Origin of the sequence: Arthrobacter sp. SW1, from assembly GCF_001766675.1 — a bacterium.
Classification (GTDB): Bacteria; Actinomycetota; Actinomycetes; order Actinomycetales; family Micrococcaceae; genus Arthrobacter.
In genome coordinates, this window is the sequence record NZ_MJLT01000007.1 from 46,011 (window position 1) to 71,497 (window position 25,487).

The 25,487-nt window shown below is 69.1% G+C and carries 18 protein-coding genes; 5 read left to right on the forward strand and 13 right to left on the reverse strand.

Going from position 1 to position 25,487, the window contains the following annotated elements; genetic code table 11:
• The first annotated feature begins 79 nt into the window (after positions 1–79).
• Complete coding sequence (locus BIU82_RS06150; protein WP_070348593.1) at positions 80–1,393, forward strand: UDP-glucose/GDP-mannose dehydrogenase family protein; 1,314 nt, start codon at positions 80–82, stop codon at positions 1,391–1,393.
• 11 nt (positions 1,394–1,404) lie between these two features.
• Here BIU82_RS06150 and sufU read toward each other — a convergent pair whose 3' ends face one another.
• The 5 genes from sufU to BIU82_RS06175 all read right to left on the reverse strand — a co-directional run bounded on the left by sufU (position 1,405) and on the right by BIU82_RS06175 (position 7,706).
• Positions 1,405–1,854, reverse strand: a complete 450-nt coding sequence (gene sufU, locus BIU82_RS06155) for a Fe-S cluster assembly sulfur transfer protein SufU (RefSeq protein WP_070348594.1) — start codon at positions 1,852–1,854, stop codon at positions 1,405–1,407.
• Positions 1,855–1,868: 14 nt separating this feature from the next.
• A complete protein-coding gene (locus tag BIU82_RS06160) occupies positions 1,869–3,176 on the reverse strand; it encodes a cysteine desulfurase (RefSeq protein WP_070348595.1) in 1,308 nt (435 codons plus the stop codon).
• A gap of 91 nt (positions 3,177–3,267) precedes the next feature.
• Positions 3,268–4,818: a glycerophosphodiester phosphodiesterase family protein gene (locus BIU82_RS06165; RefSeq protein WP_070348596.1), complete on the reverse strand. Its 1,551-nt coding sequence runs from the start codon at positions 4,816–4,818 to the stop codon at positions 3,268–3,270.
• Positions 4,815–6,116, reverse strand: coding sequence for an O-antigen ligase family protein (locus BIU82_RS06170; RefSeq protein WP_070348597.1), 1,302 nt, complete (start codon positions 6,114–6,116; stop codon positions 4,815–4,817). Before BIU82_RS06170 ends, BIU82_RS06165 begins: the two co-directional genes overlap by 4 nt.
• A gap of 9 nt (positions 6,117–6,125) precedes the next feature.
• Positions 6,126–7,706 (reverse strand): polysaccharide biosynthesis tyrosine autokinase, encoded by a 1,581-nt coding sequence (locus tag BIU82_RS06175; protein WP_070348598.1) that lies wholly within the window; start codon positions 7,704–7,706, stop codon positions 6,126–6,128.
• Between the two features lie 242 nt (positions 7,707–7,948).
• Between BIU82_RS06175 and BIU82_RS06180 the strand changes: the two genes are divergently transcribed.
• Genes BIU82_RS06180 through BIU82_RS06190 form a run of 3 tightly spaced genes read left to right on the forward strand, consistent with a single transcriptional unit; the run spans position 7,949 to position 11,558 of the window.
• Entirely contained in the window at positions 7,949–9,130 is a 1,182-nt protein-coding gene (locus tag BIU82_RS06180; RefSeq protein WP_070348599.1) for a glycosyltransferase family 4 protein, read from the forward strand.
• Positions 9,131–9,135: 5 nt separating this feature from the next.
• Entirely contained in the window at positions 9,136–10,638 is a 1,503-nt protein-coding gene (locus BIU82_RS06185; RefSeq protein ID WP_074466412.1) for a lipopolysaccharide biosynthesis protein, read from the forward strand.
• Positions 10,635–11,558: a glycosyltransferase gene (locus BIU82_RS06190; RefSeq protein WP_070348601.1), complete on the forward strand. Its 924-nt coding sequence runs from the start codon at positions 10,635–10,637 to the stop codon at positions 11,556–11,558. The genes BIU82_RS06185 and BIU82_RS06190 overlap by 4 nt, the downstream gene beginning before the upstream one ends.
• 4 nt (positions 11,559–11,562) lie before the next feature.
• On the opposite strand, the gene BIU82_RS20020 is transcribed toward BIU82_RS06190, so the two are convergent.
• The gene (locus tag BIU82_RS20020) at positions 11,563–12,141 is read right to left on the reverse strand and encodes an acyltransferase (RefSeq protein ID WP_216099000.1); all 579 of its coding nucleotides are present in this window, start codon (positions 12,139–12,141) and stop codon (positions 11,563–11,565) included.
• A gap of 618 nt (positions 12,142–12,759) precedes the next feature.
• On the opposite strand from BIU82_RS20020, the gene BIU82_RS06200 reads away from it, so the two are divergent.
• Positions 12,760–13,794: a hypothetical protein gene (locus tag BIU82_RS06200; protein WP_070348603.1), complete on the forward strand. Its 1,035-nt coding sequence runs from the start codon at positions 12,760–12,762 to the stop codon at positions 13,792–13,794.
• Positions 13,795–13,807: 13 nt separating this feature from the next.
• Here the strand turns inward: BIU82_RS06200 and BIU82_RS06205 are convergent, their stop codons facing one another.
• The 7 genes from BIU82_RS06205 to BIU82_RS06235 all read right to left on the reverse strand — a co-directional run bounded on the left by BIU82_RS06205 (position 13,808) and on the right by BIU82_RS06235 (position 25,463).
• Complete coding sequence (locus tag BIU82_RS06205; protein ID WP_070348604.1) at positions 13,808–16,630, reverse strand: PKD domain-containing protein; 2,823 nt, start codon at positions 16,628–16,630, stop codon at positions 13,808–13,810.
• Positions 16,631–16,769: 139 nt separating this feature from the next.
• Positions 16,770–21,242 (reverse strand): PKD domain-containing protein, encoded by a 4,473-nt coding sequence (locus BIU82_RS06210; protein ID WP_070348605.1) that lies wholly within the window; start codon positions 21,240–21,242, stop codon positions 16,770–16,772.
• The gene (locus tag BIU82_RS06215; protein ID WP_070348606.1) at positions 21,229–22,242 is read right to left on the reverse strand and encodes a hypothetical protein; all 1,014 of its coding nucleotides are present in this window, start codon (positions 22,240–22,242) and stop codon (positions 21,229–21,231) included. Before BIU82_RS06215 ends, BIU82_RS06210 begins: the two co-directional genes overlap by 14 nt.
• Positions 22,239–23,012 (reverse strand): hypothetical protein, encoded by a 774-nt coding sequence (locus BIU82_RS19605; RefSeq protein ID WP_139146525.1) that lies wholly within the window; start codon positions 23,010–23,012, stop codon positions 22,239–22,241. The genes BIU82_RS06215 and BIU82_RS19605 overlap by 4 nt, the downstream gene beginning before the upstream one ends.
• The gene (locus BIU82_RS06225) at positions 23,009–23,809 is read right to left on the reverse strand and encodes a CDP-alcohol phosphatidyltransferase family protein (RefSeq protein ID WP_083292219.1); all 801 of its coding nucleotides are present in this window, start codon (positions 23,807–23,809) and stop codon (positions 23,009–23,011) included. The genes BIU82_RS19605 and BIU82_RS06225 overlap by 4 nt, the downstream gene beginning before the upstream one ends.
• Positions 23,806–25,011, reverse strand: coding sequence for a DUF1972 domain-containing protein (locus BIU82_RS06230; protein ID WP_070348608.1), 1,206 nt, complete (start codon positions 25,009–25,011; stop codon positions 23,806–23,808). Before BIU82_RS06230 ends, BIU82_RS06225 begins: the two co-directional genes overlap by 4 nt.
• Entirely contained in the window at positions 25,008–25,463 is a 456-nt protein-coding gene (locus BIU82_RS06235; RefSeq protein ID WP_070348609.1) for an adenylyltransferase/cytidyltransferase family protein, read from the reverse strand. The genes BIU82_RS06230 and BIU82_RS06235 overlap by 4 nt, the downstream gene beginning before the upstream one ends.
• Between the last annotated feature and the right edge of the window lie 24 nt (positions 25,464–25,487).

The window sequence follows — 25,487 nt, forward strand, 5'->3', positions numbered from 1 at the left end:
GTGCGCTCGGCCGCGGTTAGTCGTACTGTGTGTTCATCGATGCGTCGTGTTCATCGATGCGTCCGGGCATGGGGATCATATGCGCATTTCAGTCATCGGTTGCGGCTACCTGGGGGCGGTCCATGCGGCATGCATGGCGAAGCTGGGGCATGACGTGGTGGGGATCGAAACGGACGCCGCCAAAGTGGCCGGGCTGTCCGACGGCCACGCCCCGTTCTACGAGCCGGTGCTGGACGAGCTGCTGAAACGGCTGGAGGATTCCGGACGCCTGCGCTTCACCACGGACATGGACGAGGCCCGCGGCTGCCAGGTGCATTTCATCTGCGTCGGCACCCCGCAGAAGCGCGGCGAAAACGCGGCGGAGCTGCGGTACGTGGATGCCGCCGTCGTGTCCCTGGCCGAACGGGTGGGACCCGGCGAACTGGTGGCCGGCAAGTCCACGGTTCCGGTGGGGACGGCGGCCCGGTTGGCGGAGATCGTGCACGAAAGCCAGCCGGAGGCAATGCTGGCCTGGAACCCCGAGTTCCTGCGCGAAGGCCACGCCGTCAGTGACACCTTGAAGCCGAACCGCCTGGTGTACGGCGTGGACTCAGGCTCTGAGGATGATCCCGCGGTCGCCCTGCTGGACGAGGTGTACGCGGAGCCGATCGCCGCCGGGGTGCCGCGCATGGTGATGGATTACGCCACGGCCGAGCTGGTGAAGACCGCCGCCAACTCCTTCCTGGCCACCAAGATTTCCTTCATCAACGCCATGGCCGAAGTCTGCGAGGCCACCGGCGCGGATGTGGTGCGCCTGGCCGAGGCGATCGGCGTGGACGAGCGGATCGGCTCGAAGTTCCTCAGCGCGGGCATCGGTTTCGGCGGCGGCTGCCTGCCCAAGGACATCCGGGCGTTCATGGCCCGCGCCGGCGAACTCGGTGCCGACCAGGCGTTGACCTTCCTGCGCGAGGTGGACGCGATCAACATGCGCCGCCGCACCCGCGTGGTGGAGCTGACCCGGCAGCTGTGCGGCGGTTCGCTCATGGGGCAGCGGATCGCGGTGCTCGGGGCGGCGTTCAAGCCGGAAAGCGACGACGTGCGGGACTCCCCCGCGCTGAGCGCCGCGGCGCAGTTGCAGCTCCAGGGCGCCGTGGTCACCGTGACGGATCCGCAGGCCCTGGACAATGCAGCGAAGCGCTTCCCCGAACTGCCCCTGGAACCGGACCTTGAACTGACGCTGGACCGGGCCGACGCCGTGCTGCTGCTCACCGAATGGAAGCAGTACCGCGAGCTCGATCCGCATGAGACCGCCGCGCTGGTGGCCAACCGCCGGATCCTCGACGGCCGGAACGTGCTGGACCCCGCCAAATGGCGCGCCGCGGGCTGGACCTACAAGGGGCTGGGGCGGCCGTAACCGGCCGGTCGTTAAGCCGTTGCCTGGCCCAGGGCGTCTTCCGCTGCCACCCAGGACAGCATGGCGCACTTGACCCGGGCCACGTAGCGGGCCACGCCTTCGAAGGCAGCGGCGTCGCCCAGGACCTCCGGGTCGGCCGCGATCTTGCCGCGGGAACGCAGCATGTCGCGGAAGGTGTCGATCAGCGTGCGCAGTTCCTCGGTGTCCGTGCCTTCGGCGAGTTCGGTGAGGACCGACGCCGAAGCCATGGAGATCGAACAGCCGTCACCGTCCCAGCGCAGCTGGCTGACCTTTCCGTCCGCGACGGCGACCCGCACCGTGATCTCGTCCCCGCAGGTGGGGTTGAGTTGGTGCGATTCGCCGCAGCTGGCGCCTTCCGGCGCGGCCTCGGAGAGGGCGTCTCCGTGGCGGAGCTTCGAGTGGTCCAGGATGATCTGCTGGTACAGCGCGTCAAGGCTCATGGGTTCCCTAAAGTTCAGGCTCGGAAGTAGGAGCGTACGCCGGCCACAGCCTCAAGGAAGGCGTCGACGTCGTCGGTGGTGTTGTAGAGGTAGGTGCTGGCGCGCGTGGTGGCGGTCAGCCCGAGCCGGCGGTGCAGCGGCTGGGCGCAGTGGTGTCCCACGCGCACGGCGATGCCGCGGTCGTCCAGGTACTGCCCGACGTCGTGCGCGTGCACGCCCTCCACGTCGAACGCGGCCAGGCCGATCCGCTCCTCGCCGGCGGCGGGTCCCAGGACCCGGATGCCCGGCAGGGTGCTCAGTCCGGCAACAAGGCGCTGGCCGAGCACGGTTTCCCATTCGTGGATCCGGGCGATGCCGGTTTCCTTGAGGTAGTTCGTGGCCGAAGCCAGGGCAATGGCCTGGGAGATGCGCTGGGTGCCGGCTTCGAAGCGCTGCGGCGCCGGCAGGAACGCGGCCTTCTCCATGGTGACCGTGGTGATCATCGAGCCGCCGGTGAGGAAGGGCGGCATGGCGTTGAGGTGCTCCGCCTTGCCGTACACGGCGCCGATGCCGGTGGGGGCGAGCATCTTGTGGCCGGAGAGCACGGCGAAGTCCACGTCCAGTGCCTTGACATCCAAGGGCATATGCGGGGCGGACTGGCAGGCATCCAGCACCACCAGCGCGCCGTGTTGCCGGGCCAGGCCTACCAGGAGATCCACCGGGTTGATGGTGCCCAGGACGTTCGAGGCGTGGGTGAAGGCGAGGACGCGGGTGCGCGGGCCGATGATCCGGGCGGCCTCGTCCAGGTCCAGGGCTCCGGAATCGTCCACCGGAATGTAGCGCAGCGTGGCGCCGGTGCGCATGGCCAGCTGCTGCCACGGGATGAGGTTGGCGTGGTGCTCCATTTCGGTGACCACAATCTCGTCGCCGGCCGCCAGCGCGAAACGGCCGGCCTCCGCGGGCGCGCCCGGCAGGGAGGCGTTGAGGAAGGAGTAGCTGAGCAGGTTCAGGCCCTCGGTGGCGTTGGAGGTCCACACGAGTTCGTCGCTGCGGGCGGCGATGAAGGAGGCCACGGTTTCGCGGGCTTCCTCGAAGGATTCGGTGGCTTCCACGGCCAGGTAATGGGCGCCGCGGTGCACGGCGGAATTGCGCTGTTCGTAGAACTCCTGCTCGGCTTCGATGACGCTCAGCGGGTTCTGCGAGGTGGCGCCGGAGTCCAGGTAGACCAGGTCCCTGCCGTTGACCTGCTGATGCAGGATGGGGAAGTCGTTGCGGATCCGCAGCACCTCGGCGTTGTCGATCGCGGCTGCCGAGTGGAGCAGATGTGTGGGAATGGCAACCATGGCTTCTCCTGGTGGAACCGTTAGGACAATGTGGCGCAACGCAATTACGTCACATTGACTAATCGTAATTATCCCATGGCGCCCGGGATAGTTAGGCGATGCACACCTCGGCTGCGCTGAGTCCCGCCACGGCGAGTTTCCGGAACTCGACGGGAGCGCCGCCGTCGGGGGCCGGCATCGCAAGCAGCGCAAAGTAGCCGCCCCGGTACGTGGTGTCCGTGCTTTGCGCACTCCAGCTCCGGCCGCCGTCGGACGACGCCGTTACGCGCAGGCCCACGGGCGCCATCTCGACCCGGATCCGCACCCACTGCCCCGGTCCCGTTTGGCCGCCAACGGAGGCCAGCCGCACGGGCTGTGCCTGGCCCTTGTCGAGCCGGCCGAGTTCCAGCGCGCCGTCCGGTGCGAGGTCCAGGCGGTATCCGCCTTGCGTCGCAGCGGCGCTTGCGGGCCCGACGGCGGGCGGCGGCGCCGGGGAATCGTCGCCGAGCGCGAAGGCCATCCCCGCCCTGGAGCCTTGGGGCGCGCCGTCAGGCCAGCGCACCTCGGCCTCAAGCCGCCACGCGGGCACCGCGAGCGGAGCCATGGAACCCGGCGAGTATGAGCCCGCTGTGTCGAAGCGCAGCGCGCCATCGGCGAAGGCCGGCTGTTCCTTCCAGTCGCTGCCCGTCTTCCACGGCAGGTCCCCGGCGGGGCGGCGGCCTTGGTCAAGGCTGTCCGTGCTTGCAGGAGCCAGCCGTTGCAGCACATAGGGCGCGTTGGAGCACATCATGCCGCGCACGCCCAGCCGGCGGAGCCGCTCGCGCTCCCAGCGCCGGTGGACTTCCCAGGCGATGACCGGCTTGCCGGTGTCCACGAACTGCCGAAGGGCCGCTTCGGGAGCCAGCGCGGGCACGCCCAGCAGATCCGTCCGGTCCTGGAAGTCGGCGAGCCGGCCCAGTTCACGGCTCGCGAAGTAGCCCCACGTGGTGTAGCCGCGCTGCCGGGCGTACAGGTGGCCCGGGGACATGGCGGGCTGCTTCCAGACGATATGGGCACGGCTGTCCGGGTAGTCCTGGAGCATGGCGATGATCGCGTCCGCGTTGGTGCCGGCCTTGTCCTCCAGGAAAATCACGTGGCTCGCGGCGAAGGCGTCCAGCACTTCGCGAAGGGTCGGCAAGGGCTCCAAGGGAGTGGCCGGGCCCAGCCAGGCCCGCGCATCCACGCGCAGGCCTGCCAGCGTGCTGTACGGGGTATCCGGGATGCTGAGGTCCTGCCCCGTGGTGCGCAGGGTGTTCGCGTCATGGTGGCACAGGAGGATGCCGTCGGAGCTGGCCCACACGGAGACCTCGATCGCCTTCAGGCCGAGCGCCACTGATTCCTTGTAGGCGCGCATGGTGTGTTCCGGCCAGTTGTCCCCGGAGCCGCGGTGGGCAATGTAGAAGGTCTGCGTGTCCAGGAGGTCCGGCAGGGCATACGGCCCGCCCGGCGTCAGCGGGACGTCCGGAACCGGCTCGAGGGCGGGGAGCGTTCCCGCAGAAGCGCCGGCCGGCGTCGGGCATCCTGCGCAGCCTGTGAGCGCGCTTCCGGAGGCGAGCGCCCCGCCCGCGAGCGCCGCCAGGGCCAGGAAGCCGCGGCGTCCGAAGGGCGCGCCGGGGTCGCTCACCGGAGGCTCCCTGTGCTGCTCAGTTCTTCTTGCTGCGGGGCGGCCTTCAGGAGCTGCTGTTGCCGGACCACTTCGTCGCCGGCCATGACCAGCATGGCAAACACGGTCCAGATCAGGATGGCCGCGGCGGATCGGGTGGCCAGGGAGCTGTACGTCTGCGGCACGGCGATGGCCAGGAGCCCGGCGAGGGTCAGGCCGCGGAAATGGTGCCGGGGGGCGTGCTTGAGCACCAGGTAGCCCATGACGGCGAAGTACAGCACGGCGAAAACGATCCCGAAGTCGATGCTGTACATCACCAGCGGGTTCTCGAAGCTTGTCTGCAGCCCGCCCTGCACCGCCACCCGGTAGCTGGCACCGATCCCTTGGCCCGCGATGAAATAGTCGGACCAGTGGGCCACGAAGTATTCCAAGGCCCGGGCCCGGGCTTCGGCCGAGCCGGTATCGTCCTCCAGCCGCTGGGCCACCCCGGCCACCAGCGGCGACTGCACGATGAACCAGGTGGCCACAGCCAGCACGGCCAGGAACACGATCTTCACCCAGACCCGGCGCTTGGCGAAAAGCACCACGGCCACCACGGAGAAACCCACCACGAACAACCCCACCCGTGACTGGGTCACCAGGACGCCGGCGATCATCAACAGCAACAGGACCGCCTGGAGCGAGTTGTACTTCAGCCCTGCAACCAGCGGCGCCGCCACGCAGATGGCCAGGGACAACGCCAACGGCTGGTCCAGGGTGCCCATCCAGCGGTCCGTGTCCGGGTTGAACCAGTATTGGGTGAGGAAGCCTTCCTCGTAGAAGAGGACGCTATGGCTCAGCCACTGGACCAAGGCGATCACGCACGTCACGGCCACCAAGGTGAGCAGCATGGTGCGCAGCGCCGTCACGAGGTCCGGGTCCGACAGCGCAGCGGAAAGCAGCACCAGGAAGAACAGCACCGGCGCCACGATCTGGTCCACCAACAGCACCACGCCCCCGCCCTCCGGCGAGCTGCGGGAGGCCAGGAACGCCGCGAGCACCACCAGGGCGAGCGCCATGAACAGGAAGAACTCGCGGCCCAGCACCCGGCGCAGGGACACGGGATCGTGCAGCAGCCGCACAATGAAGGCCGCGAAAATCAGCCAGCTGGCGGCGTGCAGGGACAGGGCGCCGCTGTCTACGCCGGTGATCAGCGGGCTGCCGACTGTAGGGACGAGCATCCACAGGCCGAGCACTGCGGCGAAGACCCAACGGATCCGCCAGCGGAATAGCCACGCGAAACCGAAGCAGCAGACGATCCACAGCGCCAGCCTGACCATGGCGCGCCGCTAGCCGCGCCGCGGAGGCGGCAGCACAGTGTTTGAATCGACGCCGTTTGAATCGGCGCTGCTTGAAGCGGCACCGTTTGAATCGACACCGTCCGCATCGTCGGCGGCGGAGGCGCCGCCGTCGCTCTTTCCGGAATCCTTGCCTTTACCGGGACCCTTGCCCTGCTCCGGCCAGCTGCGCAGGCGGCCCGGGTCCACGGTGTCCGCGCGGTGGGCCCGGCGGGTGCGGGGCGCGGCGCGCCGGTGGGCTTCGGCGAAGCGGTCCGGCAGGGCGTTCAGCGCGACGCCGAGGATGCGGCTGTCCACGGCCCTCAAGTTGCCGATCGCCGCGGCAAGCACCTGCCGGGTGACCTTCTCGTGCCGCACCACCAGCACCACGCCGTCGGCCAGGGAACCCATCACGGCGCCGTCGCTCAGCGGCTGCAGGGCGGTGGCATCAATGACGATCCGGCTGTACCTCTCCTTGAGCGCCTCCAGGACCCGGGGCGTCAATTTGCTGCCCAGCAGTTCAGTGGGCTGCATCGGCACCGTGCCCGCACCGATGCAGTGCAAGCCCTCGAAGGACGTGTGCTGGATGACCTTGTCGAGGGGAAGCTGGCCGGAGAGCACATTGGACAGGCCCGTGGTCTTCGCCAGGCCGATTTCGAGGGCCAGCTGCGGGTGCCGGAGGTCGGTCTCGAGCAGCAGCACGGTGTGCCCCGACTCGGCCCAAGCCTTCGCCAGCAGCAGGGCCGCCGTCGACTTCCCCTCCCCGGCCGTTGCGGATGTGACGGTGACGGCCTGCAGCCGCTGGGCCTGGAACATTTCAGCCCCGGACAGGTGGTCCACGTTGGTGCGGAGCCGGCGGCCGGCCTCATCCACCAGGGAGTCCGGCCTGCGGCGCAGCAAACGGCCAAGGCTGCGCGCCGTGGAGGAGTACGGGATGCGGGCCAGCAGGGGCAGTCCGGTGGCGGTTTCCACCTGTTCGGGAGTGCGCAGGGAGTGGTCCATCAGGCGGCGGCCGACGGCGATGCCGATGCCCACCGCCACGCCCAGGAGCAGGCCCAGGCCCAGGTTCAGGCCCACCCGCGGCGCCACGGGGGCGTCCTCCGGCGTAGGCCCGGAAACCACCTTGAGGACGGTCTGGGATGAACCTTCGGGCCGGCGGCCCTCTTCGAGCTCGTTCACGGCGGGGCCGAAGTTCTTCGCAATGGCCGATGCTGTAGCCACGGCCTGGCTGGCGTCCGGCATGGTCACGACGACGGTGAGCAGCAAGGTGTCCCGGTCGCTGGACGCGCTGATGCTCTCCTGCGCCTGGGTACCGTCCAGTCCGATTCCGCTGTCCTTCAGCAGGCGGTCCACGAAAAGGTCGTTCTTCACCAGGGCTGCATAGGTGGCGATGCGTCCGCGGGACAGCTCATCGGACTGCAGGGCGGATTGGCCGGTGACCGGCGGCGATACCACCAGGAACCGCACGGTGCTTTGGTACTGCGGCGGCATGTTGTCCGTGACCACCCAGGCAGCACCCAAACCGGCCACAGCACACAGCAGAACAATCCACCAGCCGCGTGCGATCGCGCGGAGATACTCTGACAGTTCCAAAACGCCGCCCCCAGGTAGCCTCCAGGACATTTCCGTTGTTCGGTCGTGCCCGGGCCGCATTGTCTGTTCGCACCATTATTGAACGCCCGGCGCCGCTGCGGAAGGCTTCCGGGCAGCACCGTTCCGTGCCCGGCGTCCGGGGTTCTCCGTGCCCGCCGTCCGGCGCTCCGAAGCGCTGGCAAAAGCCCTGCTGCGGACCTAAGCTTCTGCTACCACGGGCGGATCTTGCGGACAGGAGAAAAGTGCGCAATCCCCAACCCCGGACCTCCGTTGTGGTGGCCCATCCGAGCGCCGATCTCTACGGTTCGGACCGTGTCCTCCTGGAGACGGTCGACGGCCTGCTGCGCCACGGCGCCCGCGTGCTGGTCACCGTTCCGGGCCCGGGCCCCTTGGTGCCCGCCTTGCAGCAGCGCGGAGTGAACGTGGTGTACTGCCCGACGCCGGTGCTCCGGAAGAGCTTCCTCTCCCCGATGGGATTGCTGCGGCTTGCCGTGGCCGGCGTCCGTGGCGGGTTCGCCGGAGCCGGGCTGCTGCGTGGCAGCCGTCCGGACGTCCTCCTGGCGAATACCATCACCGTGCCGCTCTGGACCGTCCTGGCCAGGTTGTTCCGGATTCCCGTCCTGACCCATGTGCACGAGGCCGAATCCAGCGCCTCCCCCGCCCTTCGCGCAGCCCTTGCCCTTCCCCTGCTGCTGTCCACGGACATCGTCACCAACAGCACTTTCAGCGCCGAGACCCTCGGCGCCTCCCTGCCGCGGCTGCGTGGCCGCGCCACAGTGGTGTGGAACGGCGTTCCCGGGCCTGCCGCCGTCGTGCCCGCACGGAAGTCCCTCGACGGCGGACTCAACATCGCCTATCTCGGCCGGTTGTCCCACCGCAAGGGCGTGGACGTGGCCGTCGACGCGGTCGTGCAGCTCCGCGCCCGCGGTATTTCCGCCAGCCTGGCCCTGGTGGGGGCGGTCTTTCCCGGCAACGAGGCCTACGAAGAACAGCTCCGGACCCAGGTGGCGCAGGCCGGGGCCGCGGACTTCGTCACCTTCCACGGCTTCCAGCAGGACGTCTGGCCCTACCTCGCGGCGGCCGATGTGGCGGTGGTCCCGTCCCGCCTGGATGAACCGTTCGGCAACACCGCCGTCGAAGCACTCCTCGCGGCCCGCCCGGTGGTCGCCAGCAACACCTCCGGGCTGCGGGAGGCGGCCGGCGGCTATGGCGCGTCCTGCTTCGTCGAGCCCGGCAACGCCACCGCCCTCGCGGAAGCACTGACCGGCATCCGGGAGTCCTGGCCCCGGTACCGGGAGCTGGCCGAGGCCGATGCGATCCGGGCCCGCGAGCGCCACAGCCCCGCAGCCTACGGGGACAATATGGCCCGCCAGGTATCCGACGTCGCCGCCCGCGGGAGCGGGAAGCGGGACGGGAACAGCTGAGCGCCGTGGGGAAGCAAGCAGCGCACAAGCAAGCAGCATTCGCCGGCAGGACCGCCGTCAGCGGGGTCCGGTGGAGCTTGTCGGCGGTGCTGGCGCGGCAGGGCTTCCAGATGCTGTGCGCCATTGTCCTGGCCCGGATCCTGGGGCCGGAGAGCTACGGCATCATTTCGGCGGCGATGGTCTACACCACCTTCGCGGCCCTGTTCCTGGACCAGGGACTGTCTTCGGCGCTGATCCAGCGCCCGGAACTCGGCCGCCGTGCCGCCGGCGCCACCGCAACGGTAAACCTGCTGTTCGCGGTCCTGGTGGGCGGCGCCACCGTGCTGCTTGCCCCCTGGGCCGGGGACTTCTTCCACGCTCCCGGCGTCACGGCCCTGCTCCTGCCGTTGGCTGCGGCCATCCCGCTCAAAGGCCTTGCCATCACCCCGCGCGCCATGCTGTCCCGCGATCTGATGCTCCGGCCGGTGGCGCGGGCGGACATCCTCGCCGCTGCCGCGGGCGCGACGGCGGGAATCACCGCGGCGCTGCTGGGCGCGGGATACTTCGCGCTCGCCTACCAGGTGCTCACCACGGACGCGCTCACGGCGGCCCTGCTGCTGGCGGCGTCCCGCGGCCCTTGGCCTAATCTGCACCTGCGCGAGGTGGGCCCGCTGCTGTCCTTCAGCCTGAGCGTGTTCTTCACCGATTTCCTTGCCTACTTTTCGCGCAATGTGGACAACATCCTGGTGGGCCGCTTCCTGGGCGTGGTGCCCCTTTCGCTGTACAGCATGGCCTACAGGATCATGGTGGTCCCGGTGCAATTGGTGGGCCAGACCGTCAACCGGGTGATGTTTCCGGCGTTCTCCCGGGCCGCGGGGGACGCTGCGCTGGTGGCGGCGCATCTGTCCCGCGCCATGCACATCCTGGCCATGTCCGTGGTTCCCCTGATGGCGTTGGTGGCGTGCGCGGCACCGGGGCTGGTCCAGGTGGTCCTCGGCGATGCCTGGCTGCCGGCGGCGCCCTTGGTCAGCGTCCTGGCGGTAGGCGGTGCCCGGGAAACCATCTTCTACATCACGCCTTCGCTCATGAAGGGCCTGGGCAAAGGAAAGCTGATCGTCCGTTACGAGATCACGGCCGCGCTGGTCCAGGTGGGCGGGATCGTCATCGGCCTGCAGTTCGGGCTGTTCTGGGTGGCGTTCGGGCTGGTGGCGGCCGGGTTCGTGCTGACGCCGGTACTGCTGCTCCTGCAGTCCAGGCTGGCCGGCCTTGGTGTACGGAAGCAACTCGGCGTGATCCTGCCGGCGGTGCACGCGGCGCTGTGGGCCTCGGCCGCCTACCTTGCGCTGGGCCTGGCACCGCTGCTGCCCGTAGTGCAACTGGCCCTGGGGCTTCCGCTCTTTGCGGCCGTGCATGCCGCGGCGTTGTTCCTGTTCCACCGCAGCCACTTGAAGCTGTTCATCTCCCAGGCCAGGACCCTGTTCTCCCGGCAGGAAAACCACGCCGCTGATCCCGCCAAGGAGGAAGCATGATCGCAGGATCCACGGTGATTGCCGTCCTGACCTACAAGCGCCCCGAGGACATCGCGCTCGCCATCCCCCGGCTGCAGGAACAGCTCGATACGGTCGGGGGCCCGGCGTCCGTGCTGGTGGTGGACAACGATCCCGCCGGCAGCGCCCGGGCCACGGTCGAGGGCTTCGCATCCCCCCGCATCAGGTATGTCCATGAGCCCCGCCCCGGCATCGCCGCCGCCCGCAACCGCGCCTTGGCCGAGTCCGCGGGCGACTCCGTGCTGGTGTTCATCGACGACGACGAGGTTCCCACGCCGGACTGGCTCCGTACCCTCCTGACCCTGCACCGCGAAACGGCCGCGGCCGCCGTCGTCGGCCCGGTGGTAAGCGAATACGCCCGGACGCCGGAACGCTGGATCCAGGAAGGCCGGTTCTTCGACCGGCGCCGGCTCAGGACGGGTACGCGGCTCACCGTTGCGGCCACCAACAACCTGCTGCTGGACCTCGCGCAGATCCGGGCCCTGGGGCTGGCCTTTGACGAGCGTTTCGGCCTCAGCGGCGGTTCGGACACGCTCTTCACCCGGAAGCTGGCCAGGCTCGGCGGCCTCATGCTGTGGTGCGACGAAGCAGCCGTGATCGACCGCGTCCCCGAGTCCCGGCTCACCCGCAGCTGGGTGCTGCGGCGGGCCCTGCGCAGCGGCAACTCCGCTGCCCGCGTGAGCCTGGAGCTCGCGGAAAACACCGCTGAGAAGGTCCTGGTACGCGCCCGGCACCTGGCCTCCGGGACGGTGCGGATCGCCGGCGGCGGGGCCCGGCTGCTGGCAGGAGCGGTCACCGGGTCCATGTCCCTGCGGGCGCGCGGCCTGCGGACCATCGCCCGCGGCACCGGCATGGCCTCCGGCGCCTTCGGCTACGTGTACAGCGAGTACAAACGGAAGTAGCAGTTCAGGGGCTGCCGGGAAGCTGCCGCTGCCGCACCACGCGTGCGGGCGCCCCGACCGCGATGCTGTTGTCCGGGATCCGGCTGCGGACCACGCTGTTCGCCCCGATCACGACGCCGGAGCCCAGTTCGGTGCCGGAGATCAGGGCCGCGCCGCGGCCCACCCAGCTGTTGTCGCCGATGCGGATCGGCTTGCTGCGCAGGGGCGCCGTGCTGATGAGTCCGGCAGCATCCACGCCGTGGTCGGAATCCCGGATGGAGCTGAGCTCGGCGATCTGGCAGTCGGCGCCGATCTCGATCCGTTCGCCGGCACCGATGATCACGTAGTGCATGAGCTTGCTCCGGTCCCCCACGCTGAAGACGGCTCCAGGACGGATGTCCAGGATGACGCCCTCGCCCAGGTAGACGCCGTCCCCGATGGACCACCCCCGATGCGGCAGGTGGCGTAGCCTCAGCCTGCTGTCCGCCAGGATGCCGTGGCCGGCCGAACCACCCCACAGGCGCACCCAGGCCGCGAAGACTTCTCCCCGGAGCCGGCGCCGCCAGCGCCGTACCTTTGCTATTGCCCTCCTGGCGAAAGCCACCCGGACCTCCCTGCCTGCACCCGCGCCGTGAACCCCACCATAAGCCCCGCGCCGTGAGGCAGGCCACAGCTCAGCAAGCTGAGGGCTTGCTGTCTCCGAAAGACTTTTATAACGATTTCCCCGCAGCGCTGCTTCGCTGGACGCCACCGCGGAATGACGCGGATTATCCCGGCGTGTCGCCCTTCTGACCAGACTCCGTTACCAAGTCGAAACCATTACGCGCGGGTAGCTATGCGCCGTTATCAATTTGCAACAAAAACGGCGGCTCCACTACGGTTGGTTTCCGCAACCATCCGGCCAAAGCCCGCCGCGATGCCTGACGCCCACCCGCTGCCGGACCGGTTCCACGGAGCCAGTGCCGCACGCCGGGTCCCGGAAGCATCGACCCCGGCTCCAGTAGTTCCCTTCCCGTCACCCGGGGTGCCTCTGCCACCTCCCGCGGTCTTCCGGGAAAATCCGCCGGCACCGACACGCTCGCGTTGCATTGCCTGGACCGCGCAGCCACATAACCTGCAACGGCCAGTGCTCCACAAGCCCGGGTCTTTTCCGGGGTACCACGGCCGCTGGGGAGCCGTGGTCCTCCGGGATGCCCGACCACTTCAAAGAAGGAACGAACTTTTGAAGCAAAGCATTGAACTGTCCCGCCGCAAGGCCCTCGGTCTCGGCGCCGCAGGCGTCGTAGGTGCCGTTGCCGCGGGCTACGCCACCGCTGCACCTGCCACAGCAGCCGTCCGCGCGGACCTGATCCCCGGAACGTACAAGCCCACCAGCCTGACCACCGGCGTCATCACCGGCACGGTCCTCAAGCCGTACAACACCAGCTACGCGGACCTCGTCATCACCCGGGACGGCACCGTCCTGGAAAACCTGGACATCTACGGCGACATCAAGGTCCGCGCCCGCAACGTCGTCATCCGCAACTGCCGCCTGCGCGGCGGTAAGCACATCCCGTCGTCGAACACCGGCGTCGTGGACGCCAACAGCGCGTACTGCTACAACCTGCTGGTCCAGGACTGCACCATCATCCCGGACCGCCCCTCCTACTACCGGGACGGCATCGTGGGCCATGAGTTCACTGCCCGCCGCAACACGATCATGCGCAGCAACGACGGGATCGGCGTCTTCAACCGCCCGGGCGGCTCCGTGTACGCCAACGTGGTGATCGAGGGCAACCTCATCAAGGAGCTCACCTACTGGAGCAACGACCCCGCGCACAGCGACGGCACCCACAATGACGGCATCCAGGTCCAGGGCGGCCAGAACATCCGGATCGTCGGCAACACCGTGATCGGTTCCATCGTGACCGGCGCGGGCAGCGCCCCCAGCCCGCGCGGCACCCACGGCGGCTGCACCATCATGCTGCAGCAGAACGTCGCCAAGCTGGCCAATGTGCTCGTGGAGCGCAACTGGGTGGATGACGGCCAGACGTCCATCAACATCGCCGTTGGCAGCAAGTACGCGGACATCGTGGTGACCGTCCAGAAGAACTTCCTGGGCCGGAACCAGTTCGATTTCGGCAACGGATCGAAGTACCCCATCCGCATCATCAGCCGTTCGCGCAGCAAGGTCTCGGGCCTGTTCACCAACCGTTGGGAAGACAACAACGTGTACCTCGCCGAAGGCCGCAACCTCGGCATCCGCTACGACAGCTAAAGGATCCGGCCTGTCATAAAGGCCGCACCACGTAGTCGTCGAACAAGGCATTGACCGGCGCGTTTGTCGCCGAGCCGGACAGGTAGGCCAGCAGCCCCACGTTTCCGGGCGCCTGCAGGGCAGCCACGGTGTTGTCCGTGGTGGACAGCTGCCATCCGACCGGCTCGGCGGTGCCGCTGCGCCATGCCTTGGCCCTCAGGGTGGTGGGCGAGGTTCCGGTGGCCTGGACCCGCAGCTGCAGTCCCTGGCCCGCCGCCACGTCCAGCCCGGTGACGAACTGGCCCAGCGTCGTTTCGCTGGTCCCGGACAGCCGGGTCAGTTGCACGGTGACCAGGCCACCGGAATCGACCTTCACCTTGCCGCGGTATTCGGCGCCCCCCACCTTGCGGGCGATCACGCCGAAGAAGGTGCCGCCGCCGTTGCCGATCTTGTCCAGGGCCAGGGTGACGGTGGTGTCGGTGTCGCTGCTGAACACGCTGCCCAGGTAAGCGGAGGTGCCGCGGCCTGCCGCCAGGTTCATCCGGCCGTCACCGCCGGCCACGGAGTAGAAGGACGTTGAGCCACCCACGGTCCAGGGCCCGCCGCTGTCGGCTGTCCCCCACCCCGAGCCCAAAGCCCGGCCAAAGGCATCGGCGGCGAGCGCCCCTCCCGGATCCGCGGCGACGGTGACGGACCGCGTGGTGGTGTCCACGGCGCCGTCGTTGTCCGTCACGGTCAGGGTGATCGTGTAGGTTCCGGACGCCGCGTAGTTGTGCTGGGCGCTGGCGCCCGTGGCGGTGCCGCCGTCGCCGAAGGTCCAGCTGTAACCGCTGATGGTGCCGTCCGGATCGGAGCTGCCCCCGGCGTTGACCGTGACGCTGAGCTGGTTGGCGGTGACCGTGAAGGCGGCCGACGGCGGCTGGTTGCCGCCGTCGCTCACGGTGACCACGCGTGAGGTGCTGGTGCTTGCGCCCTCGTTGTCGCGCACCGTGAGGTTGACGGTGTAGCTGCCGGCCGCGGCGTACGTGTGCTGTGCGGTGACTCCTGTCCCGGTGCTGCCGTCGCCCCAGCCCCAGGTGTAACTGCTGATGCTGCCGTCCGGGTCGGAGGATGCGGAGGCGTTCACGCTCACGGTCAGGAGGCTGGTGCTGCTGGTGAAGCTTGCCACGGGCGGTTCATTCGTGGTGCCCACGATGGTGATGCTGCGGGTGTCGCCCGTGACGGTGTTCCCGAAGGGATCCTGGACGCGGATGCGGTAGTTCTGCTGGCCTCCGGCCAGGCCGGAATCGTTGAAGACCAGGGTGGGCCGCTGCCAGAAGGTGGACAGCTGGGAGACGCTGTACACGGGATTGCCGTTGCGCAGCACCGTGTATGTCAGGTTGGAGTTGTCCCGGTCCCAGTTCGCCTGCCACTGCACCCGCACCTGCCCGGCGCCGGGACTGCTGAGCGTGGGCACGAAAGCGGCTCCGGACACCCGCGGGCCTTGGTCGTTCGGCGCGATCTGGCTGACGGCGAAGCGGGAAAGACCTTGCTGCGGGCTCTGGTTCACGTTGCGGAATTCGCCCACCATCACCACGTAGCTGTTGGTGCCCGTGACGGCCCAGGGGCCTTGGCTTTGCCCGCTGGCGGTGCCGGTGTCCATGTCCGGGAACCAGTTCAGCATGGACGGTGCCGGTTGGCCGGTGAAGGAGGGATAGCCGTAGATGTCCCGGGTGAGGGTTCCTGTTGCGGCCCTGCCGAAGGCCACGGCCCGGTGCCAGCTGCGTGGCGTCGTCTCCGGGAAGCCGCCGAAGTTGCCGCAGTAGTGCGGGTGCCCGGCCACGTACACGGCGGTGCTGTTCGCAAAGGCTCCGTAGGAATCCCCGTGGCAGTCCTCCACCCATTTGATCCTGGCATCGGACCAGTTGGCAGCGAAGGCCCCTTCCAGGTTGCCGCCCGTGCCGAAGATGTACCCGGTGCCGTAGAACTGGGTGCCGTCGGTGGACAGGGAGAGGATGGCGGAGTCGTCGCCCGCGTTCCGCACGATGTCGTTGGCCTGGATGGCCAGGGTGGCGCCGCTGCCGGAGGTGACCATGCCCAGGCCGTAGCCCGGGCGGCCGGAGCCGTTGAGGGTGGTGAACGCGCCGCCCACCACCACACGGTCCGCCGACGGCGACAATGCCAGGGCGTTGACCCTTGCGTTCGCGTTCGGCGCCCAGGACAGCAGCGCACCGTCCGCGGCGCTGACCGCGGCCAGACGGTTCCGGGTGGCCGAGCCCACCGCGTTGAACGTGCCGCCGAACCACACAGTGGAGTTGCTGGCCACGATCGCCCTGACGCTGGCGGACACCTTGGGCGCGAAGGAGGACACCAGGCTGCCGTCATCCGGGTCGAAGGCAGCGATCCGGTTCCGCTGGATGCCGTTCACGGTGGTGAAGTCCCCGCCTACGTAGATCCGCGAACCGTCCGGAGAGGCAGCGATGGACAGCGCCTGGCCGTTCAGGACCGGGGCGAAGTTGCTCTTCAGGAGCCCGCTGGCGAGGTCGAAGGCGAGGATGTTCCGGCGTGCCACGAGTTGTGTTCCCGGCGCCGCCCCGTACGGACGGGCGTTGTTGAACCTGCCCGCCACGTACACGGTGCCGCCCACGGTCACGGCTTGCCAGGCCACGCCGTCGTGCTGGGCCGTGGGCAGGCTGTCCGCGGTCACGGTGACGGGCGTCTTGGGATCGTTCGGGTCCACCGGCGCCGAATCCGCCACGGCCGGCGGTGCGGTGAAGCCGCCCCACGGGGCAGCCAGCGCCGTAATGACGGCGAGCCCCAGGCACGCCAGTCGCCTGCGGAACGTCCTTCGTGGTGCGGCCGTCGCTGCAGCGGTCATGAGCGTGTTCCTCCCCCAAATCCACGTCGCCATTGCCGGGTGTGGAGTGGGCGCTGAGCCGCTCACCGTTCCCTCCGGCGGGCACCGCCGAAGGGTTGATTGCTGTGTATTGTGTGCACCTGTCCCCCTCAGGCTACTCTCACGGAACCCGCACGAGGTAGTCGTCGAAGCGGGCAATCACGGGCATGTTCGTGGCGGACACGGACAGGTAGGCGTTCAATGCCGTGGTCCCGGCTGCCTGGAGCGAGGCGGTGGTGTCCGTCCGGCTCAGCAGCCAGGCCGCGGGCTCCGCGGTTCCGTCCCGCCAGGCCTTTGCCCGGATGGTGGCCGGATTCGCCCCGATCACCTGGAAGCGGATCTGCACGGCCTCGCCCGCGGCCACGGTCAGCCCTGCGACGTTCGCGGACACCAGGGTGGTCTCCGCGTTGCCCGAGGTCCGCGTCAGGTACAAAGTGGTGGCGCCCGTGGCGGCGATCTTCAGCTTGGCGCGGTAATCGTCGCTGCCCACCCGGCGCCCGGTGACGCTCAGGAAGGTGCCGCCGCCGTCGCCGAGCTTGTCCAGCGAGACCTTGACCTGCACGTCCGTGTCCGGCCCGCCGGCCCCGGGCAATGCCGCGGAGCGGGATGCTCCGGCCGTGCCAAGCAGCATGGTGCCGACGCCGCCGGAGACGTTGTAGTTCGCGGCGCCGCTGCCGATCGTCCAGGCGCCGCCGCTGTCAGCGCTGCCCCAGCCGGACGCTACCGCCCGGCCGAAGGCATCGGCAGCAAGAGGCGCCGCGGGCGGCGGATCCGTGACGGTCACCGCATGCGTCACCGCATCTGTGGCGCCGTCGTCGTCCGTTACAGTCAGGGTCACCTGATAGGTGCCTGCCGCGGCGTAGGTGTGCGACGGCGCCTGGCCGCTGCCGTTCGAGGCGTCGCCGAAGTTCCACGCATAGGCGGCGATGGTTCCGTCATTGTCCGTGGAACCGCCGGCGTTGAACGAGGCGGTGAGGTTGCTGACCGAGGAGGTGAAGGCGGCCACCGGCGCGACGTTCGGCGTCGGGTTGCCGCCGGCCGTGGCGTTCAGTCCGTCGTAGCGCAGCACGACGGGAACGTTCGTGCTGGAGCCGGACAGGTAGCTCACCAGCCCCACGCCGCCCGGTACTTCGAGGGCGTCCGTGGAGTCGTTCACCGTGAGCTGCCAGGCCGCCGGCTCCGCCGTCCCGGCCCGCCACACCTTGCCGCTGACCGCCGTGGCGTTGACGCCCTGCAGCTTGAGCCGCAGGACCAGCCGCTCGTTTGCTGCCACCGTGAGCCCGGCGATGTTCAGCGGCCCGGCGATGGTTGCTTCGGCGCCGCCCACCACGCGGGTGAGGTACAGGGAAACCGCACCGGTGCTGGCCACCTTCACCTTGGCCCGGTAGTCGTTGCTGCCCGCGTGCCGGCCCAGCAGCGAGGCGAACCAGCCCCCACCGTTGGCCACCTTGTCCGCGGAGACCTCCACCCGTGCGTCGACATCGGCCGAGGACACGGAGTTCAGCAGCGCGCTGCGGCTTTGGCCCGCTGTGCCGATCGTCATGGCGCCGCTGCCGCCGTTGACTGCGAAGTTGGTGGCCCCTCCGGCGATGGTCCAGGGACCGCCGGTGTCGGCGCTGCCCCAGCCGCCCGACGTCGTCCGCCCGAAGGCGTCGGCGGCCAGGACGGTATCCGGCGGCGGCGCGGTGACGGTGACGTTCTTCGTCAGGGTGCCGGTGGCGCCGTCGTCATCGGTGACGGTGAGTTTCACTGCGTACGTACCAGCCACCGCGTAGCTGTGCGAAGGCGCCGCGGTGGTGGCGGTGCCGCCGTCGCCGAAGGTCCAGGCGTAGGCGGCAATGGTGCCGTCCGGGTCCGCCGAGCCGCTGCCGTCGAAGGCAACCGCGAGATCGTCCGCGGTGGCGGTGAAAGCGGCCGACGGCGGCTGGTTGGGCGGCGGGGCCGTCACCGTGACGGGGTGGGTTTCGGAATCGGTGTTGCCGGTGTTGTCCGTGACCGTCAGCGTGACGGTGTACGTGCCGCCGGCCGCGTACGTGTGCTGCGCGGCCACCCCGCTGCCGGTTCCGCCGTCGCCGAAGTTCCAGGCGTACGCCGTGATGGGGCCGTTGGCGTCCGAGGACGTGGTGCCGTCAACGCTCACAGTGAGCCCGTTGGTGCTCGTGGTGAACCTGGCCACCGGCGGCGCCGGCGGGGCGTTCACCGTTCGGCCGGACGCCACATAGTGGGCCTGCACCCGGGACAGCGGCAGCACGGCCGGATAGATGGCCACCTCGTCGATCTGGCCGGCCAGGTAGCGGCTCAAGGGCCGGTCCGCCCAGCTGCCCAGGGTGTCGCCGCCGATCCGCCAGTAGGCATCGATCGGCCAGGCCGTGGTGACATCGGCGCGGCTGGCCTGCAGCACGCCGTCGACGAACAATTGCATGCCGTTCGGGCCGAGCGTGGCCACCACGTGGTGCCACTGGTTGTTGTTGTAACTGCCGGTGGTGTTGATGGTCTGCCGGGTGCCGCCGTCGGGCCGGACGCCGAAGTAGAGCCGGCCCGTATTGGACATGTAGACCGTGCGGTCCTTGTCCGCGGAGACGTCGGACTGGGTGTTGCCGTAACCGATGATCTCGCCGCCCGTGATGGTGTTGGTGCGGAACCAGGCCTCGACGCTGAACACGTTGGGCCGCTTGGCCAGGGTCGGGTTGAAGGCCACGCTGCTGGTGGTGCCGTTGAAGGACGCGGCCGTATTCGCCTCGCCGTTCACTGCGCCGGACGCGCCGAAAGTGACGCCGGGCATGAGCTCGAGGTCGTCCTTGCCGGCAGAATCCACGCCCGTCACGCCGGAAGGTTCGCCGAGGCGCCAGTAGTTCACCGGATCGTCGGCCTGTACGGAGGCGGCGTAAGCGCTCGACGGCGGAGCGGTGCCGCCCGCGGTGATCGTCACGGTATCGCTGCGGGCTTCGTTGCCGAACGGATCACGGGCGAAGACACGGTACCGGTATTCCTGGCCCGGGGTAAGCCCGGTGTCCAGGAAGGTCATCCCGGGCCGGTCCCAGAACGTGGAGGGCTGTTCGATGGTGCGGATGACGTTGCTGTCCCGCAGCACCTGATACGTGAGTTCGCGGTTGTCCTGGTCCCAGTTCGCTTGCCAGCGCACGCGCACCTGGCCAGGGCCGGGCGTGGACAGGGTGGGATTGAGGTTGGTGCCGTCCACCCGCGGGCCGCGCTGGTTGGGCGCGATGCTGCTCTTGGCATAGCGGACCAGTCCCTGCTGCGGCTGGTTGTTGACGATGGTGAATTCGCCGGCCATGGCCACGTAATCCGCGGTGCTGGCCACGCTCCACGGGCCTTGGTCCTGGCCGGTGAAGGAACCGGCATCCAAGAACGGGTACCAGTTCAGCAATGAAGGCGCCGGGGTGCCGGCGAAGTTGGTGTAGCCGTGGCTTTCCTGGGTGAGGACCCCGGTGGCCGCCTTGCTGAAGGCCAGCGCCCGGTTGAACTGCCAGGGCTGCGTTTGCGGGAAGCCGTCCACGTTGCCGCAGTAGTGGGCGTGCCCCGCCAGGTACACCACGTCCCCTTGCGGGGCGATCGAGTAAGTGTCGCCGTGGCAGTCCTCGATCCATTTGGTGGAGTTGTCCGACCAGTTCACGGAGAACATGCCCTCCAACGTGCTGGTGCGGCCAAAGGTGTATCCGGCGCCGTACACGTTGGCACCGTCCGTGGCCAGGGTGGTGATGGCGCCGTTGGTTCCGCCGTTGCGGACCACGTTGTTGATGGGGAACGGCATGAGGGTGCCGGTGTTGGTGTCCACGCGGCCCAGGCCGAAGCCTGGGTTGGTGGAGCCGTTGAGGCTGGTGAACGCGCCGCCCACCACCATGCTGGCGCCGTTGGGTGCCAGGGCCAACGCGTTGACCCGTCCGCCGGCGGCCACCGGGTTCCATGGCAGCAGGGTGGCGTTGGCTGCGGTCACGGCGGCGAGCCGCCCACGGCTGACCGAACCGACGGCGTCAAACAGGCCGCCGAAATAAACGGTGTCCGCCGTCGCCACGATTGCGCGGACCGAGGCGGACACCTTGGGGAGGAAGCTGGTGATGATTGCACCGTTGGCGGGGTTCAAGGCCACCAGGCGCCACACCGTGGAGCCGTTGACGGTGGTGAAGGAGCCGCCGGCGTAGAGGCGTGAGCCGTCCGGGGACGCTGCGAGCGCGGTGACTTCGCCGTTGGTGGTGGGCGCGAAGGTGGTGCTCAGGGCGCCGGTGGTGAGGTTGTAGGCCAGCAGGTTGGCACGGGCCACGCCGGTGCCGGGTGCCGCGCCGAACGGCCGGGCTTCGGTGAAGTTGCCGCCCACGTACACCGTGTTGCCGATGATCACCTGGGTCCAGGCCACGCCGTTGATCTGTGCGGTAGGCAGCCCGTCGGCGGCCACGGTCACGGGCGTCTTCGGGTCGGCGGGGTTGGCGGGGGCGGTGTCAGCCCGTGCCGGTACTGTCCCGACGACGGCGAGCGACACCGCCGTCGCGAATCCCAGCAGCGCTGCCAGGAGGGGCGTGCGGAAGCCCCTGCGTGCCGGGCGCCGGTGGCCTGCCCGGGAATCGTCACTTATGCGCATTGTCTTCCCCGTCCCAGAGATTCTTGGTGAAGCGTCGGTGTTCCGTACGGCCTTCTGCCAGGCCCGCCGCGGTAAGCAGTTCGATGTCGGTGTGCGAGTACAGCCCGCGGATCCAGTGGTCGTTGCGGTGCTGCTCCACGTTCAGTTCGTTCAAGGGGGTGTGCTGGCTGCCGGGGATCATCGGAAAATGCCGCGGCATCCTGTCCACCTGCCGCACCGGGATGCCGGCGCGGAGGGCCACCCAGTGCAGCCAGATATCGTCCGCCCCCGGGCAGACATCCATGAAGAGCACGCCCCTGCGCCGCAGTTCGCGCAGCATGGCCGGCGGGTAGATCACCCCGGAGACGCCGAGGGCGAAGTTGTTGAATGCCGGCCGGGTATCCTTGCGGCGTTCCCAGGCGTCGTAGTGGACGATGCTGCCGTTGTTGATCCCGATGGCGCTCACCCAGTGGCCGTGGATCATGTCCGGGTGGGCTACGTTGGCATCCAGCAGGACCTCAAGCCAGGTGGGCGGGTAGATGATGTCGTCATCCGCGGTGACCAGCGGGTAGCCTTCCAGCTCCGGAGCCGACACGTAGGGGTAGTACTTGGTGTGCGGGCCGTAGTTGCCGCTGAGCCGTACCTCCACGCCGCGGCGGCGGAGCCGGCGCAGGGCGGCCGGTTCGTCGTCGAGCAGCCGCGGGTCGTCCAGCCAGAGGATCATCCGCCGCGGTTTGACGGTGCCGCGCGCGATCGACTCCAGTGCCACGGAGACTGTCCGGATCCTGGGGCCGTAGCTGGTCATGGACACCACGACGTCGGCGCTGCCGGTGGCGCTGCTGCGCACCAGCAGGTTCCGCAGCCGCAGGTGGAGCAGCCCCGCGTAGGCGGCCAGGCGGCGGGCGGTCTTGCGGGCCCGCCGGGCCGCGCGGCGCGCGGGTTGCGGCAGGCCGTGCCCGAGCCGGGTGTGGACGGGCCGCGCGCGTCCGGGCCGGGCCGGGCGGGCGATGGTGCCGGTCATCGTGGGGCCTGCCCTTCAAAGACCGCGATCGGAGTGAGCGCATCGAGGCTGAAGGAGATCCGCACCTTGCCGCGCTGATCCAGGGGAACCGCGAAGACGAGCGTGCTTGAGGCGCTCGCTCCGGCGGCCACACTCAGCGGGAACTCCGTGGCACCCGGCCCGCTCAAGGGACTGGCCGGGGAATCGTCAGCGCCGTAGCTGACGTTGACCAGGGCCGTGCCGAGCTTCAGCGCCGAGGCCGTTCCGTTGCTGACCGTGACGGTGAAGCGCAGCGCGGGTCCGGCGATTTCGCCGACGCCGCGGGCTTCCCCGTCCACGGCCTGCAGCCCGGTGATGGTGGCGGTGACGCCGTTCCGGACGGTTTTCTTCTCCGTCAGCGGCACTGCGGGGGCAACCGGCTGGGCGATCGTCGCCAGTTCCTTCTCGCTCTTGTTCCGCGGATCCACCGGTGCCGGGTCTTTCGCGGGGACTTTCGCCGGCGCGGTCGCGGAAGGGGCGGCTTGTGGAGCCCCGGGCGACGGCGACGCGGTAGCGGGCGGTGGCCCGTCCGGCGTCGTGGTCCCTCCGCCGCCGGGGACGGGACTGACGGGCACGCTGACGGCGGACGGCGCCGACTCGCTGATCCGCGGCGCGCCGGACACTCCGGCCTGGACAGCCGCCCAGACAACCAGTGCCGCGCCGGGCACGGCAAGGGCGGCCACCAACAACGCGGTCCGTAGCCTCGCCTTCGGGAATATGGAGCTTTTCATCATGGTCCCCCAGAGACTCATGTGGTGTCCGGGACGGCTTCCCGGAGGTGTTTTCCATGCGGCGGTTCAGGGAGCACCGAAAGCTCCCGGAACCATTTGACGGAGGCCAAGACCAGGAACGCCGCCGTCGCCACAACAATCACGGTGTACACAGACATGAACACCGGCACCGCTCCGTAGAGCACAAAGACCCAGCACAACAATCCGTAGTCCATGGGCACCACCAGCAGGGAACGCACCCAGGAGGGCCGGCGGGAATCGTCGGCCAGCGATTCGACGCCGCGCTGCCGGCGCAGTTGTTCGGTCAGGATCATGCCGAAGAACAGGACCGCACAAACAACAGCCGCGGACAACGGCACCAGCAGCACGAGCGGCGGAGCGGCGTCGAACCGGTACAGGCCCACCGCGAGGGCGAGCGGAAGCAGGGACGTCTTGGCGGCGTCGACCATATGGTCCAGCCACTCCCCTGCGGACGAGCCGGACCGGGTAAGGCGGGCCAGCTGCCCGTCCGCGGAGTCCAGCGCATAGCCGGTGGCCAACAGCAGCGCCACCGCAACCCCAAGCCCCAAGGACGGCGGGAACAGCATGAGCAACACGATCCCGGCGAAAGTGAACACGGCGCTGATGCCGGTCACCGCGTTCGGTGAGAGCCCCGCCGCGAAGGCGAGCGCCGCCAAGTACCGGCCGAGCCTGCGGTTGACGTAGCGCGAATACGCCGGGGCACTGCGCGCGGCCTTCTTCTGCGCCCCGCCCAGGCGGTCGAGCGCAGTGCGCAGTGCCGGGGAATTCCCGACGCCGGAAGCTGCCTTGACGCTCACCGTGCCACTCCCGCGGTGCCGTGCTTGATGGTGCCGTGTTTCTCCGCGCGGTGCCTCCGTGCGGGGTGGCGTTGCCCGGCCGGGTGGCGCTTGGCCGCCAGCTCCAGGCACAGCTGCTCGTAGCCGTCCGCCACTTTGTCCCAGTCGTAGCGGCGCGCGAAGGCGCGGGCCAGTTCGCCCCGCTCGGCGAGTTCCTCGCCGCTCCCGGCATCGTCGGCAAGCGCCGCCACGTCCTCCGGGCTGCTGAAGTAGCGGCCCGCGGTGGAGAGCACCTCGCGGTTGAAGCCGACGTCGAAGGCATTCGTGGCCGTGCCCGAACCGATGGCGCGCAGCAGCGAAGGATTGGTGCCGCCCACCGAATGCCCGTGCCAGTAGATCCGGGCGTTGGCGTACAGCTGGTCCAGCAGTTCCTGGTCCCACACGCCGCCTACGAAGCGCACCCGCTCATCGCCGAGCTCGTGCACGGTGCGGGTGTACTCATCCGAGTACGGCGCCGATCCCACCACCACGAGGGGCTCCTTCGCCGCGCTGCGGACGTAGCCTTCGACGATCAGGTGTACATGGTTCTCCGGTTCGAAGCGCGCCACCACCAGGTGGTAGCCCTGCGGCGCCAGGCCCAGCTCCGCCAGCTTCCCGGACTCTCCCCCGGCGTGGATCGGTGCGCCGTACGCCAGGTACACGGTGTCGGCGTCGAACTTTTCCCGGTAGTAGTCCTGGATGCCGATGGCGTCCGCGATCAGCAGGTCGGAGCAGCGCACGGCGAGCGCTTCCATCCGCAGATAGTACTTCTGTCCCGCGGGCCCCCATTTGGCGCGCTTCCATTCAAGGCCGTCCACGTGCGTGGCCACCGGGATTCCGGCCGCACGGATCAGCGGCAGGAACGGGGCGTTGGCGGCGTTGAAGACGATCGCGGCGTCGCTGCGGTGCCGCAGCTGCTGCCCGATCAGGTGCGTCACCGAAAGACCTGTGTGGCTCAGGGTTTCCAGCGCCCGCTTGCGCAGGGCAGGCAGGAACACCAGTTTCATGCCCAGGTACTCGCGCGGATCGTCGTCCGGGTTGCCGTTGCTGTGGCGGCAGTACACGGTGACCTCATGCCCGCGGGCGGCCAGGCGCTGGCCGATTTCCTCGATGGCGGTTTCGAATCCCCCGTACCGGGCGGGCACGCCGCGGGTTCCCAGCATCGCGATCCGCAGCCCGGTCATGGCCGGCTCCCCGCGGTCCGGCGGACGGACGGTTCACCGATCAGTTCCAGCGCGGCCCTCAACGCTGTGCTGGAGGTGTGCACCGTGTAAGGGAAATAGACCACCTCGACGCCGACCTTCGCGAACGCTTCTTCGAGCCGGTTTCCCTCTGCCGTGCCTTTCCAGTCGTCGCCCTTGAAGAACAGGTTGAAGCGTAGCTCTTCCCACACCTGCAGCTTGTCCGGCACCGTCTCGGCGAAGGCCATGTCAACGTAGCCGATGTTGCGGACAATCTCGATCCGTTCGGCCAGCGGCACCACGGCCGCCCGGCCCCGCACCAGTTCGAGCATCTCGTCGGAAACGACGCCGGCGATCAGGTAGTCGCAGCGGCTCTTGGCGTGCTTGAGGATGTTCAGGTGGCCCACGTGGAACAGGTCGAAGGCGCCCGGTGCGTATCCGATTCTGAGACCCATGTTGCAAACACCCCTTTCGGTGCG